This is a genomic window from 'Santalum album' aster yellows phytoplasma (genome assembly GCF_018283495.1).
GTDB classification, from domain to species: Bacteria; Bacillota_I; Bacilli_A; order Acholeplasmatales; family Acholeplasmataceae; genus Phytoplasma; species Phytoplasma asteris.
In genome coordinates, this window is sequence record NZ_JAGVSK010000004.1 from 25,386 (window position 1) to 39,564 (window position 14,179).

A 14,179-nucleotide genomic window follows, 5' to 3' on the forward strand; every position below is an offset into this window, starting at 1 on the left:
TAAAAATAAATATTTATATTATATCAAGTTTTTTAAGTTAATATTTTGATGATGAAATGCAATAAACGAATTAAAAATACTTATTTCAACGTTTTTATGCTTTTATATGCTCCTCTTTAATTGTGTATTTTATTATAACATATAAAAACAAACAAATTAACAAAACAATAATAAATTCATTTGGAAAACTTTTATATAATATGCTTAAAAAGCTTAAAAAAATGATAAAATAAAAGAGATTTACAAACAATATAAAGGAGATATATTATTTGATGTTAAATAAAGAAGATATTCAAAAAATTCTAAATTTATCTTTAGATAAGGGAGCTGATTTTGCAGAATTATTTTTTGAAAATGCTTATTCTCATACCCTTAAAGTAATTGGCAAAGATGTAGTTTCTGCTGATACTTCTAATACTTTTGGAGTAGGAATTCGCTTATTAAAAGGCTTTGATGAAGTTTATGGCTATACCAATAAAACTGATTATCAAAATGTTTTATCCTTGCTTTTAAAATTAAAAAAATCTTTTCAAGGAAAAGCAAATAAAGTTATTGCCTTGCAAACCAAAAAACCCCTAAAAAATACTATCCAAAAACCTTATAACAGCATGACTCAAGAACAAAAAGCCCAAAAATTACTTAAATTATCGGCTATTATTCAAAATTATGATCCTCAAATTATTCAATCCATCACCTCTTTAAACCAAAAAGAACAACATGTTTTAATTGCTAATACTTTAGGAGTTTATCAAAATGACACACGCAATTATATTAGATGTGGGCTTGTAGTAGTTGCACAAAGAGGACAAGAAATGCAAGAAGCCTTTGAAGGTCCTGGACGCGCAATGGGATTGGAATTCTTGGATGTAATTGATTTAGAAACAATTGCCAAACAAGTAGCAAAACAAGCAGTTGCTTTATTAGATGCTAAATCTTTAAAACCTCAAACTATGCCAGTTGTAATTAATCATGGTTTTGGAGGCGTTATTTTCCATGAGGCTTGCGGACATCCCCTTGAAGCTACTGCAGTTGCTAAAGGCCTTTCTCCTTTTTGTAATAAATTAAATCAAAAAGTTGCTTCTGAAGTTGTAACTGCTTATGATGATGGAACTATTAAAGCGTCTTGGGGCAGTCTTAATTTTGATGACGAGGGAAATCCCACCCAAAAAAATCTTTTAATTGAAAAAGGTATCCTTAAAGGTTATTTAATTGATTTTAGAAACGGACGCAAAATGAAGATGCAATCTACCGGTTCTTCACGTAGACAATCTTATAAATACTCTCCTACTTCGCGCATGAATTCCACCTACATCGAAAAAGGCACAGAAACGCCCGAACAAATTATTGCAGATACTCCTTACGGTCTTTATGCTAAAAGTCTAGGTGGTGGAACAGTTGTTCCTGCTACTGGAGAATTTAATTTTGTAGTTAATGAAGGCTATTTAATCGAAAATGGTAAATTAACAACCCATGTTAAAGGAGCGATGTTAATTGGTCATGGAGCAGATATTTTATTTAAAATTGACCGTGTTGCCAATGATTTAGTTTTAGGTCAAGGAATGTGTGGTTCTTGTTCTGGTTCTCTACCAGTTGATGTAGGACAACCCACTATTAGAGTAAAAGAAATGATTGTAGGAGGAAATCAAAAATGATAAAAGACGTAACTAAAACCCCAAAACCCCAAAGCCAAACCACTCACACAAACCCCACTCCTAACAATTATAAAAAATGGTTAGAAAAAGGAATGCAACAAGGTTTTGAAGCATTAGAAATTGCAATTCATGAAAGTCAAACTTTTAAACTATCTTTGGATAAAGGCAAAATAGATGCTTGTGTTTGGAGCGATGTTGCTTCTGCAGTTATAAGAGGTATTTTTGCCAATAAAAAAACTTCTATTGTTTTAGAACAATTAACTGACAGCGCTTTTGATAATGCTTTTGAAACCCTCAAAGAAAATTGCCAAACAATTACTTCTAAAGAACCTGCTCTTATTTTTGAAGGATCTTCCAGTTATCCTGAAGTATTGGAAAATAACTTTGATTTTGGACAAGTTCCATTAGAACAAAAACAAAATTTGTTGTTGCAGTTAGAAAAAACAATGTTGCAAAGTTCCCATTTGCAAGCTACTAATGGGATTATTTACCAAGAAGTTTGTCATAAAAAAACATTATTAAATTCCAAAGGGCTCAATTTATCGCACCAAAACAGCTTTGCTTATTTGTATGCTTCTGCGGTTTTTCAAAAAGAAGGCGAAATTGAAAGTTATGGCAAAAGTATTTTAGCTAAGGATTTTGTAACCTTCAATCCTGTTAAATTAGGTACTGAAATTGTTGAGATGGGCGAAAAAAAATTAGGAGCTAAATCTTTGGTATCTCAAAAATATCCAGTTATTTTTTCTAATGAAATGTTTGCAGACCTTTTGGAAAGTTTCAGCGATATTTTTACTGGTACAAGTGCTTATCGCAACTTAACTAAATTAAAAGATAAAGTTAATTGTTTAATTGCTTCTGAAAAAGTTAGTATTATTGATGATCCTTTAAACGATGGTGCTTATTTTAAAGAAAAATTTGATGATGAAGGAGTAGCTTGCCAAACCAAACCCATTATTACTAAAGGAGTTTTTCAAGGATTTATCCACAACTTAAAAACTGCTCGCATTTTTAAACAAACTCCAACTGGAAACGGTTTTGATGGCAGTACTTCTATGATTAATTGTTATTTGGTGCCTGGCAAAAAAAGTTTTTCAGAAATGATTGAACCTATTCAAAATGGTATTTATATTACTGATTTAGTAGGGATGCATGCAGGAATTAAAACTGTTAGTGGAGATTTTAGCCTACAAGCTAGTGGTTTTAGAATTGAAAAAGGTAAAGTTACAACTCCTGTTAAAATGATTGTTGTTTCTGGTAATTTTTTTGATATTCTTAAAAATGTAGACACCATTGCTAATGATTTTGAATTTCAAACTTCAGGATTTGGTAGTTCTAGCGTTTATGTAGGGGATTTAAATATTGGAGGAAAGTAAATTTTTCTTTGTAAATGATTTTTTGCCCCTTTATTATTTTGTAATTTTTATCGAAAAAAATAAATATTAAAATAATAATTGAAGTTTTGAAAACTTTTTAATTATGTATAAAAACAAAAAACACCATCTTTAAGATGGTGTTTTTTATATCTTAATCAAACAAATACTTGCGAAAAAACATCAGAAATGTTTGATACAGGAATAATATTTAATTTAGTTCTTACTTCTTCAGGAATATCTTCAATATCTTTGATATTTTCTTGAGGAATAAAAATAGTGTCAAGACCGCTACGATTAGCAGCAATAGCTTTTTCTTTTAAGCCTCCGATAGCTAAAATATTGCCTCGTAAAGTAATTTCTCCTGTCATTCCCAAACCTTTTTTAACATATTTTTGGGTAATTGCAGAGACAAGGGAAGTAGCAATAGTAATTCCAGCTGAAGGACCATCTTTAGGAATGGCTGTTTCTGGAAGATGAATATGAAAATCGTTTTCTACAAAAATATTGGCATCAATTCCTAAATTTTGACAGTTAGCTTTGATGAAACTTAAAGCAGTATAAGCACTTTCTTTAAGGACTTCTCCTAATTTACCTGTAAGGACTAATTGTCCTTTACCTTTGTAATAAGTAACTTCTACTGGAAGCAAATCGCCTCCAAAATAAGTATAGGCAAGTCCGTTAGTGGATCCTATTTTTTCTTTTTGTTCATCTAAAAGATGTAGGTATTTTTCTTTACCTAAGTATTTAGTAACGTTTTGAGGAGTAATAATTACTTGTTCTTTTTTGGTAATTAAACATTCTTTAACTGTTTTTCTAGCTAGTTCTGCAAGGATTCTATCTAACTCTCTTACTCCTGCTTCTTTGGTGTAATGTCTAATTAAATAAAGGATAGTATCATTGTCAATAACTAAATTTGTGTCAGTGATTCCGTGATTTTTGAGTTGTTTTTTTAAAAGATATTTAGAAGCGATGTTAATTTTATCTTTTTCAGTGTAAGAACTTACTTCGATAATTTCCATACGGTCTTTTAAAGCTTCGGGAACATTGTCAAGGTAATTGGCAGTGGTGATAAATAATACTTGGGATAAATCAAATGGTTCGGATAAAAAATGATCCATAAAATTAATATTTTGTTGTGGGTCAAGGACTTCTAATAAAGCTGACGCAGGATCAAAGTTATAATTGGCTACTAGTTTGTCAATTTCGTCTAATAAAAAGACAGGATTAACTGTTTTGGCGTCTCTAATGCCTGCAAGAATGCGTCCAGGCATAGCTCCAATATAAGTTCTTCTGTGGCCTCTAATTTCTGATTCTTCTTTTAAACCGCCTAAGGATTGTCTGACAAATTGGCGTCCTAAAGCTTTGGCAATAGAAGAAGCAAGTGAGGTTTTCCCCACTCCTGGAGGACCTACAAGACATAAAATATTTTGAGGGTTTTTCTTAGTCATTATTTTGACTGCTGCATATTCTAAAATACGTTCTTTGACTTTTTCAAGTCCGTAATGTTGGTTATTTAAGGATTTTTCAATGGCAACTAAATCGTTTTCATCTTGGCTGGTTTTGCCCCAAGGTAATTCCAGTAAAAAATCAAGATAATTTTTAATTACAAAAGATTCTGCCATTAAAGATGATGATGATTGGTAACGTGATAATTCTTGTAAAGCTTTTTTTTTGATTTCAGGAGGTAAAGGAGTTTTTTTGATTTTATTGCGCAATTCTGCAATTTCTTCTTCCTTTTTGGCTTTGTCCCCTAATTCTAGTTGAATCGCTTTCATTTTTTCTCTTAAATAAAATTCTTTTTGGTTTTCATCAATACTTTGTTTTACTTTTTCATTGATTTTTTGTTCTAAATCAAGTCCTATAAGTAAGCTTTGGATGTCTTGAAGAATATAAAAAATTCTTTTATTAAGGTGAGCTTCTTTAAGGTATTTATATTTATCTAAATCATCGATTTTTAAATTAAAAACAATGATATCAGTGATATTTTCTGTTTCTGGTTCTGTTTTGATGATATCTAAAAAATTATTGGTGTTTTGAACAAGCAGTTGAAAAGGTTTGTCCATAATTTTTTCTATAACGAGCTTGATTAAGGCTTTTTCTTCTTCAACGTTTCCATAAATGGTGTTGACTTTTTCATATGAGGCTTTTAAAAAAGGTTCTTTTTGCAAAAATTTATCAATTTTTACTCTTTGTAAAATGCGAAATCTCACTTTAAAATCGCCGTGAGGGATTTTTACTTTGGTAATTATTTGTGCCAATACACCGTAACGTTGAAGATTAGTTAGTTTGGGTTTGTTGGGTGATAAATCTTTTTGAGTTAAAAGAATAACAAAAGAATTTGCGTTAGTTTCTGATTCTTTTAAAGCTTTTAAATAAGAATTGTCTGATACTTCAATACGAAAATCAACATTTGGAATAGGCATTACTTCGCTGATAACTACAACTGGAAGTTGTTCAGGAATTTCTTGAAAAATATCTTCAAATGCATCCATAGAAAGATCGGATTTTAATTTTTTGCTTTTGGTTTTCATATATTTTCATCCTTTTGATATTTTTTTAACTTTTAAACTTTTTCATTTTTAAGTTGTGGAGTGATTTTTTGGTGGGGTGATAAATTTTATTTAGCAACAACAGCTTTATTAATAACAAGTTCTAAGGCTTCATCCATCAAAAGAGAATGTTTTAGGTTTTTTTCAGGAAGGTTTTGTTTGATATGGTTAACTGGAACTTTGTAATGGTTACTTAAGTTTTGGTATTGTTGTTCGATTTTTTCTTGGAAAATAGTTAGTTTTTCTTGGGCTGCAACTTGTTCCATAATAAGTTGATATTGGAGGTTTTTTTGTGCTTGTTGGCTGAATTCTTTTTCCATTTTTTCATCATCAATACCTAAATATTGTTTGTATTGTTCCAAAGTTAAATTTTGTTGTTTTAATCGTGCTTCAAATTCTTTTTGGAGGCGGATTTGTTCTTGGGAAATAATTTCTTGAGGAATTTCTAATTCGGAATTTTTAACTAATTGTTCTATTACTTGTTTTTCAACGTTTTCTTTGTCTTTGTGTTTTTTTTGAGCTAAAAGAGTTTGTTTAGTGTTGTTTTTTAATTCTTCTACGGTTGAAGCATTGGCAAGTTTAAGTGATTTTACCAAATTATCTGTTAGTTGAGGTATTTTTTTAGTTTTGATTTGGTGTAGAGTTACTTTAAAAACAGCTTTTTGATTAGCTAAACTTTTTTGGTGGTAATCGCTTGGAAAAGTGATATGAATGTCTTTGGTTTGTCCTTGTTTCATCCCTAACATTTGGTCTTCAAAACCATGTAAAAATTGACCAGAGCCAATTTCTAAACTAAAATCTTTGGCAGTGCCGCCTTCAAAAGGTTTGCCATCAACAAAGCCTTCAAAATCAAAAATAGCATTGTCTGTTAATTCCAAAACGACTTTTTGGGTTTTGGGTTCCAAAGTTGTTTGTTTTTCTAATAAGGAATTTATTTTTTCTTCCACTTCACAATCTGTTACTTCAAGATCGTCTTTTGTAATTTCTAACCCTAAATATTTTTTTAAAGTAACTTTAGGTTTAACGATAAATTCCAGTCCGAAAGTAAAATTTTGATTATCTTTAAGTTTTTTTTCGTCTAAATCAATTACTTGAGGCATTCCCATACTTTCGAAATCTTTTTTTTGTAGGACTTCTTGATATTTGGTTTGCACGATATTTTCTAATGCATCGGAGTATAAATTGTCTTTACCGAAACGATTTTCAAAAATTTTTCTTGGAACGTGCCCTTTTCTAAAACCTTTAATTTCTACTTTTGGTTTAATTTTTTCATAAGCACTAGCCAGTTGGGTTTCTAATTCCTTTGAAGAAACTTCAAAAAAATATTGTACTTTTTGATCGTTGATTTTTTTAATTTCCATTTTTAATATCTTTTCCTTTTTGGTTTGTTGGGGTTTGTTTTATGTTTTGGGGTGTTATTTATTTTGATTATGAAGCATCAATAAAAACTAAAAAATATTGTTGTTGGGGGGTTATTTGGTTTGATTGGTGCAAATAGTTGCAAATAATTATGAGTTTTTTCATTTATATATTGATTATATAAGCAAATTCCAATTAAATTAGTGTTAATTGTTTTTTGGGGAAACAAGTTGGGTTTTTGCTTTTTTGTTTTACAATTTGGCAACTAATTTATAATTAAGTTTTTTAACTAAATTAAAAGTTGTTTTTTGGGTTCGCGGTTTTATTTAGTTTAATTTTTTAGCTTTTTTTAATTCATTTAATCTTTTTTATAAATATTTTGTGGTAGAAAAATAATTGTCATTTATAAATTTTGTAATTGTGTAAATTACTTTTCTTTCCTACTATTTATTATACCATAATAACTAAATATTTCTTGAAATTATTAGTAATTTTTGCTTTCTGATTAAATGGTTTTTTGGTGAGGTTGTAATTAAAATATTTTTTTGTAGAAGGACAAAATATTTCCTAAAATTGTTTGGTTGGTGTGAGTTTAAAAGTGGTTTTTGTTTTTGCCCATTTTGCAATTTTACTTAAATATTAGTTTTTTAAATTGTTAAATTGATTTTAATTAGTCCAATGTTTAGGATGTAGTTAGTTGGGATTTATCTAAATTAAAAGTTTGATTTCATCTTTAAATTTTGGATTTATTTTTCTTCGTTAAGAATCTTTTTTAAATATTTACCAGTATAACTTTTTTCATTTTGGCTTACTTGTTCTGGGGTTCCTGTTGCAACTACATATCCGCCACAAGCTCCTCCTTCAGGACCTAAATCAATGATATAATCAGCATTTTTAATTACATCTAAATTATGTTCAATTACAACAATAGTAGCTTTTTGATCTGTCATTTGATGAAGAACTTTAAGCAATTGTCTAACGTCTTCTGAATGAAGTCCTGTGGTAGGTTCATCTAAAATATACAAAGCACCTGGAATAACTTTTTTGTGTAGTTCGCTTGCTAATTTAACTCGTTGGGCTTCTCCTCCGGATAAAGTTGGCGAGGACTGTCCTAATTTAATGTAGCCAAGCCCTACATTTTGTAAAATTTCTAATTGATGTTTAATTTTGGGATGATTTTGGAAAAATAAAACCCCTTCTTCAACACTCATAGCAAGAATATCTGCAATAGTTTTATCTTTGTATTTGATGCTTAAAGTTTCTTTTTGATAACGAGTTCCTTTACAAGCTTCGCACATAACATAGACATCTGGTAAAAAATGCATAGATATTTTTTTAACTCCATCGCCACTACAAGCCTCACATCTACCGCCTTTAACGTTAAAAGAAAAACGCCCTTTTTGATAACCTTTCATTTGGGCTTCTTTAGTTTTGGAGTAAAGTTCTCTAATTTCATCAAAAACACCAGTATAAGTAAGGGGATTGCTGCGAGGAGTTTTACCAATTGGGTCTTGTGAAATTTCAACTATTTTTTTGACTTTGTTAAAATCGTTTACTAAATGACTAAAATCTTTTTGTTGAGTTTTGTTTTTTTTGCTGTATTTTTGTTGTAAACAATCAAGTAAAACATCATTTACTAAAGTAGATTTTCCCGAACCAGAAACGCCTGTAACTACAATTAATTGTTGCATAGGAAAGCAAACATCAATTGATTTAAGATTATTTTTAGAAGCTTTGGTAACTAAAATATGATCTTTATTGCCTTTTCTTCTAGTTTTGGGAAATGTAATTTGGATTTGTTTAGATAAGTATTTTCCTGTAAGGCTGTTTTTGTTTTGCATTACTTCTTGGGGTGTGCCAAAAGCTTGTACTTTCCCTCCCAAAATGCCTGCTTGAGGACCAATATCAATTAAATAATCAGAGGCAAGCATTGTATCGTGATCGTGTTCTACTACAATTAAAGAATTGCTTAAATCTCGCATTTTTTGAAGTGATTTAATTAAAAGATCGTTGTCTTTTTGGTGCAATCCAATGGAAGGTTCATCAAGGACATAAAGTACTCCTGAAAGTTGGGAGCCAATTTGAGTAACAAGTCTAATTCTTTGTGCTTCTCCTCCCGAAAGAGTTGCTCCACTGCGCGATAAAGAAAGATATCCTAACCCCATTTCTTGTAAAAAAGTAAGACGATTGATAACTTCTTTGAGAGCTAAATTAATAATTTTTGTCTCTTCGTTGGACAATTCTAAATTTTGGAAAAAAGCAAGGGTTTGTTCAATTGATAAATCAGTTATTTCATAAATATTTTTATTATTAATTTTAAAAAGTAAAGCCCCTTGATTAAGTCTTTGTCCTTGGCATGTTTTGCATTTTTTTTCCATCATATAATTAGAAAGCCATTTTTTGAGCCATTCGCTGGTTGTTTCTTCAAAACGTCTTTTAAGCATAGAAGCTATACCTTCAAAAAAATCATATTTAGGAGTTTTGGTGGTGGTATTTTTGGAAAAACGAGAAAAACGCAAAGGAGGCGTTAAAGTAATTTGGTCAGGCGAACCATAAAGAATAATATTTAGTTTTTGGGGATCTATTTTTTTTAAAGGAACAGTCATATCAATTTGATAATGATTGCATACAGCTTTTAATTCTTGTTCTTTGCTAGCAAAATTATTATATTCATTATTACTTTTAAAAATTAAAATTGCACCTTTATTTAATGGTTTTTCATAATCTAGAATCATATCGCAATCAATTTCTGCTGTTTTTCCAATACCTTTACAACTTTGGCAAGCTCCTAAAGGAGTATTAAATGAAAAAAGTCTTGATTCGCGCAAGGGAATATCAAAATTAATGCCTTCTAAATGATAATTGCAATTTAGTTTTAATATTTGATGGTTTTTATTGTTGTTTTCATTCTTATTACTATCATTACTATTTTTATTTTGATAATTCATAATAAAAACTTTTCCTTGAGCTAAATTTAGAGCTTGTTCTAAGGCTTCAAAAAGACGAGTTTGATTATCTGAATTAACTTCAAAACGATCAATTACTACATAAATATTATGATATTGATTTTTTGATAAAGAAGGAATCTCATCCATTAAATAAATAGTATCATTAATCATTACTCTATTAAAACCATCTTTGGCAAGAGCTTCTAAGGTTTTTTGATGGGTACCTTTTTTTCTTTCAATTATAGGAGCAAGAATTAATATTAGTTGCTTGGAAAATATTTGATTAGTTTTAGTAATCATTTGTTCTTTGGTTTGTTTTTCTAAGACAATATTTTTTTCAGGATGAAAAGGAACTGCAATATTGGCATAAATTAATCTTAAATAATCATATATTTCTGTAATAGTTCCCACAGTAGAACGAGGATTATTAGAAGTTGTTTTTTGGTCAATACTAATAGAAGGACTCAAACCTTCAATACTATCTACATCAGGTTTTTCAAAACTACCTAAAAATTGTCTAGCATAAGCACTTAATGATTCTACATACCTTCTTTTTCCTTCTTGATATAAAGTATCAAAAGCTAAAGAAGATTTGCCAGAACCTGATAATCCTGTTATAATAACTAATTTATTTTTGGGAATATCAATATTAATATTTTTTAAATTATTTTGACGAGCTCCGCGAACTTTAATAAATTGATGTTTATTGGTTTTCATTTTAATTCCTTTAATATATTCCTTTATATTTATATCGGCTTATATATATTATTTATAAATAATAATTTCTTTGTTAATTATAACAAAAAAGATTAGCAAAAAGTAATAAAAGATAAGAAAATGATATAAAAGGTGAGAAAAGTAATGGAAAATGAGCAAAAAACTTGCAAAAAAAAGAGTAAAATAAAGGTAAGGTAGTTTTTTATTCCCTGAAAACTAAAAGGAGAAAGGAGAGTAAAGGGATGTTTTTTTGGTATGTATGAACTGTTCCGTTTTTTTAGACATTTTTTTATTTAAAAATTACTCTTTAAGACTTAAAATTAAATAGATAATTTCTTATCTTTTCAAACTAACAAATAATTTCATTAAACTTAAAAAGTGTCTAAAAAAACGGAACAGTTCAATGCCTTAAAAGAACAACAAAATCTTTATAATGTAATATACAAAGAATTATCTCCCAAAGGAAAAGAAGAATTATACAAAAATACTAAATAACAATTGATTAACTAAACAATCCATATATAAAGATAAAAACTATTTTCATTAAGAAAATAGTTTTTTATATCTTAGATTAAATTTTAATTATTTCTTTATTTGTTCCCAAACAGTAGCAGATATATAATATAAAGGAATTGAACACAAACAAACAACAACACCCCAAGCTAATAAATTAGAAAAACTAAAGTTAAAACCTTTTTTATTTGATTTAACATTTTTATTATCTTTGGTTAATTTAGTTTTATTATTATATTTCTTACTTTGTTTTAAATCATTATTGTTTTGTTTTTTCTTTTTCTTATTATCATTATTCTTATTATTTTTATTTGTTTTCATTACCCTATTTTCTTTCCTTAATATATGTCATTATAATTTATAATCAAGTCAAAGACTTACTTATATTTTAACTGGAAATAAGTTTTTTTCAACAATTTATTGCAACAAAATTAATTTATTACTAAAATACTTCCAAATTACAAAAATACTGGTATAATATATATGATTTAAGGAGGTTTTTAACTTGCAAAACTATATTCAAAAAAAAATATTACAACTTCAATTCCAAACTTTAACTCCCATCCAAAAAGAAGTCTTTTCACAATTTGAAAAACCAGGTAATCTAGTAGGAATTGCTCCTACAGGAACAGGCAAAACCCATGCTTATCTTTTACCGATATTAAGTAAAATTGATTTCCAAAAACCATTTACTCAAGCAATTATTTTAGTCCCTACCAATGATTTAGTATTTCAAGTATGGGAAATGTTTAAACAAATTGAAAAAACTAATTTTACCAAAATTCTTTACGGAGGAATGGATAAACAAAAAGCAATTGCTACTTTTGAAAAAAAACAACCTCCATTAATTATTGCAACTCCCGATAAGTTATTAGAATACGCGTTTAAACTCAAAAAAATTAACTTAAAATATGTATCTTATTTAGTCCTTGATGAAGCTGATATGATGTTTGATGAGGTATTTTTAACTTCCCTAGACCCTTTAATTAATCATCTTAAAGCCAAAATTTTATTATTTTCAGCTACCATTACCGAACAATTAAAACCTTTTATTAATCGTTATTTTGGTAAATCTACTTTTATTGATGTTTATAAACAAAGTAATCTTAATCGTACTTTTTATTTATTAGAAACAACTACAAGCAGAATGCAGACCTTAATTCATCTTACCAAAGTCCTTAATCCTTATTTAGCACTAGTATTTGTCAATGAAAAAAAAGAACAAGAATTAATATTTCAAACTTTACAAAATGACAGTCTCAAATTGCTTAATTACAACTCTGCTTTATCAGTTAAACAAAGAAAACAAAGCCTTAAAGCTATCCATAAATTAAAATATCAGTACGTAATTGCATCAGATCTTGCAGCTAGAGGAATTGATTTTGATGCTTCTTGTGTTATTCACTACAACTTACCTTCACACCTTGAATTTTTTTTCCACAGAAGTGGTAGAACATCAAGAATGGGCAAAAAAGGTGAAATCATTGTTTTGTACGACCCCCAAGACATTAAACAAAAAGACAAAATTAATAAATTAATTCAATTAGGAATTACTTTTCATCAAGCCTCTTTAAATAAAGATGGTTTTATAAGAACTCAAAATTACAAAACTATTACAACTACCAAAACTGATAAGCCAAATAAAAACAATAAAAATACCAAAAACATTCAAAAAAATCAAAATAATCAAACTAACCAAAAAAACAATTACAACCAATCTAGCCAAAAACAATTTTTCAAACAAAACAAATTTACCAAAGAATCCAAACTTCCTAAAAAAGAAAATAATAAAGATTCTGCTTTGGAAACACCAAATAAAACTCAAAACACAGTCCAAGAAACAAACAACAACAAAAAAACTAAAAGCAAACAAGTAAAACCCAATTATAAGAAAAAGAACCAAAAAGAAAACCAATCCCCCAAAAGCAAAAGTACTTTTTTGCAAACAAAATTCAAACCAAAAGCCAAATACAAATCAAAAAAACCATCAAAAAAATAAATTAACGAATTACAAAACTAATTATCAAGAAAAAACTAAACTAATTTATAAATAATAACCAAAAAAACCAATAAAGGAGCTTTTATCATGTTATTTTTGGGAAGCCATGTTGCTATGAAAAAACCACATAATTTTCAAGGAGCCATCCAAACTGCCATTTCTTATGGTGCTAATGCTTTGATGGTTTATAGCGGTGCTCCACAAAATACGATAAGAACCAAAACCGAAGAATTAAAAATTAAAGAAGCCTTAGAAATTGTCCAAAACAACAATTTATCTTTAAATAATTTGGTAGGGCACGCTCCTTATATTATCAATCTTGCTAATCCCGACGAGACTAAAAGGGCTTTTGCAATTGATTTTTTATCCCAAGAATTAGAACGTTTTGCAGCAATGAAAATTAATAAAATGGTTTTACATCCAGGAAACTATCTCAAAACAAACCCCCAAGAAGGAATTGGTTTAATTGCTCAAAGCCTTGATTTAATTTTTGCAAAAACTAAACATTTAAAAACCCAAGTTGCCTTAGAAACTATGGCAGGCAAGGGAACTGAAATTGGTAAAAACCTAGAAGAATTGCAACAAATAAGAACCCAAGTTACAAACAACACAAGAGTTTCTTTTTGTCTTGATACTTGTCATCTTTTTGATGCTGGCTATGATTTAAAAGAAAACTTAGAAGAAATTATCCAAAAGATAGATTCCATTTTAGGATTTCAAAATATCTCTGTAATTCATATTAACGACTCTAAAAACGAATGTAATAGTCACAAAGACCGCCATGAAAACATCGGTTTTGGCAAAATCGGTTTTGAAACTTTAATCAAAATTATCTATCATCGTGCTTTTGCTTGTATCCCTAAAATTTTAGAAACTCCCTATATCAATGACAAAGCACCTTATAAACGCGAAATTGAAATGATTAAAGCCAAAGCTTTTAACCCCGAATTAAAAAAATTATTTTAAAAAACAAACTAATCATTAAAACAAGTTTGAAAAAATCCAAAATCACTTATAATTAATATTGGTGTTTATTGTTTATTAAAATATTTTCTAAAACTATTTTAGA

At 28.8% G+C, this 14,179-nt stretch carries 8 protein-coding genes; 4 read left to right on the forward strand and 4 right to left on the reverse strand.

Features of this window, described 5'->3' with window-relative positions; translation table 11 throughout:
- Positions 1 to 272 precede the first annotated feature (272 nt).
- Both KE631_RS01290 and KE631_RS01295 read left to right on the forward strand, forming a co-directional pair.
- Positions 273 to 1,652 carry a TldD/PmbA family protein gene (locus tag KE631_RS01290; protein ID WP_212509075.1) on the forward strand — a complete coding sequence of 460 codons (1,380 nt, stop codon included), beginning with the start codon at positions 273 to 275 and terminating at the stop codon, positions 1,650 to 1,652.
- Positions 1,649 to 3,025 carry a TldD/PmbA family protein gene (locus KE631_RS01295; RefSeq protein ID WP_212509076.1) on the forward strand — a complete coding sequence of 459 codons (1,377 nt, stop codon included), beginning with the start codon at positions 1,649 to 1,651 and terminating at the stop codon, positions 3,023 to 3,025. Before KE631_RS01290 ends, KE631_RS01295 begins: the two co-directional genes overlap by 4 nt.
- A 155-nt stretch (positions 3,026 to 3,180) precedes the next feature.
- Here the strand turns inward: KE631_RS01295 and lon are convergent, their stop codons facing one another.
- From lon to KE631_RS01315, 4 genes are all read right to left on the reverse strand, one after another.
- A complete protein-coding gene (gene lon / locus KE631_RS01300) occupies positions 3,181 to 5,556 on the reverse strand; it encodes an endopeptidase La (RefSeq protein ID WP_212509077.1) in 2,376 nt (791 codons plus the stop codon).
- Positions 5,557 to 5,642: 86 nt separating this feature from the next.
- Positions 5,643 to 6,935 carry a trigger factor gene (gene tig, locus KE631_RS01305; RefSeq protein WP_212509078.1) on the reverse strand — a complete coding sequence of 431 codons (1,293 nt, stop codon included), beginning with the start codon at positions 6,933 to 6,935 and terminating at the stop codon, positions 5,643 to 5,645.
- Between the two features lie 744 nt (positions 6,936 to 7,679).
- A complete protein-coding gene (gene uvrA / locus KE631_RS01310; protein ID WP_212509079.1) occupies positions 7,680 to 10,598 on the reverse strand; it encodes an excinuclease ABC subunit UvrA in 2,919 nt (972 codons plus the stop codon).
- Positions 10,599 to 11,180: 582 nt separating this feature from the next.
- On the reverse strand, positions 11,181 to 11,432 hold the full coding sequence (locus KE631_RS01315) for a hypothetical protein (RefSeq protein ID WP_042068320.1): 252 nt from the start codon (positions 11,430 to 11,432) through the stop codon (positions 11,181 to 11,183).
- 184 nt (positions 11,433 to 11,616) lie between these two features.
- Between KE631_RS01315 and KE631_RS01320 the strand changes: the two genes are divergently transcribed.
- Together KE631_RS01320 and KE631_RS01325 are read left to right on the forward strand one after the other, a co-directional pair.
- Positions 11,617 to 13,110 carry a DEAD/DEAH box helicase gene (locus KE631_RS01320; RefSeq protein WP_212509080.1) on the forward strand — a complete coding sequence of 498 codons (1,494 nt, stop codon included), beginning with the start codon at positions 11,617 to 11,619 and terminating at the stop codon, positions 13,108 to 13,110.
- Between the two features lie 87 nt (positions 13,111 to 13,197).
- Positions 13,198 to 14,076, forward strand: a complete 879-nt coding sequence (locus KE631_RS01325) for a deoxyribonuclease IV (RefSeq protein WP_212509081.1) — start codon at positions 13,198 to 13,200, stop codon at positions 14,074 to 14,076.
- The last annotated feature ends 103 nt before the right edge of the window (positions 14,077 to 14,179 follow it).

Bases quoted from the DNA above. Each gene is read 5' to 3' on its own strand.
- tig (WP_212509078.1), bottom strand. From the start codon at position 6,935: ATGGAAATTAAAAAAATCAACGATCAAAAAGTACAATATTTTTTTGAA.
- KE631_RS01295 (WP_212509076.1), top strand. From the start codon at position 1,649: ATGATAAAAGACGTAACTAAAACCCCAAAACCCCAAAGCCAAACCACT.
- lon (WP_212509077.1), bottom strand. From the start codon at position 5,556: ATGAAAACCAAAAGCAAAAAATTAAAATCCGATCTTTCTATGGATGCA.
- KE631_RS01325 (WP_212509081.1), top strand. From the start codon at position 13,198: ATGTTATTTTTGGGAAGCCATGTTGCTATGAAAAAACCACATAATTTT.
- KE631_RS01315 (WP_042068320.1), bottom strand. From the start codon at position 11,432: ATGAAAACAAATAAAAATAATAAGAATAATGATAATAAGAAAAAGAAA.
- KE631_RS01290 (WP_212509075.1), top strand. From the start codon at position 273: ATGTTAAATAAAGAAGATATTCAAAAAATTCTAAATTTATCTTTAGAT.
- uvrA (WP_212509079.1), bottom strand. From the start codon at position 10,598: ATGAAAACCAATAAACATCAATTTATTAAAGTTCGCGGAGCTCGTCAA.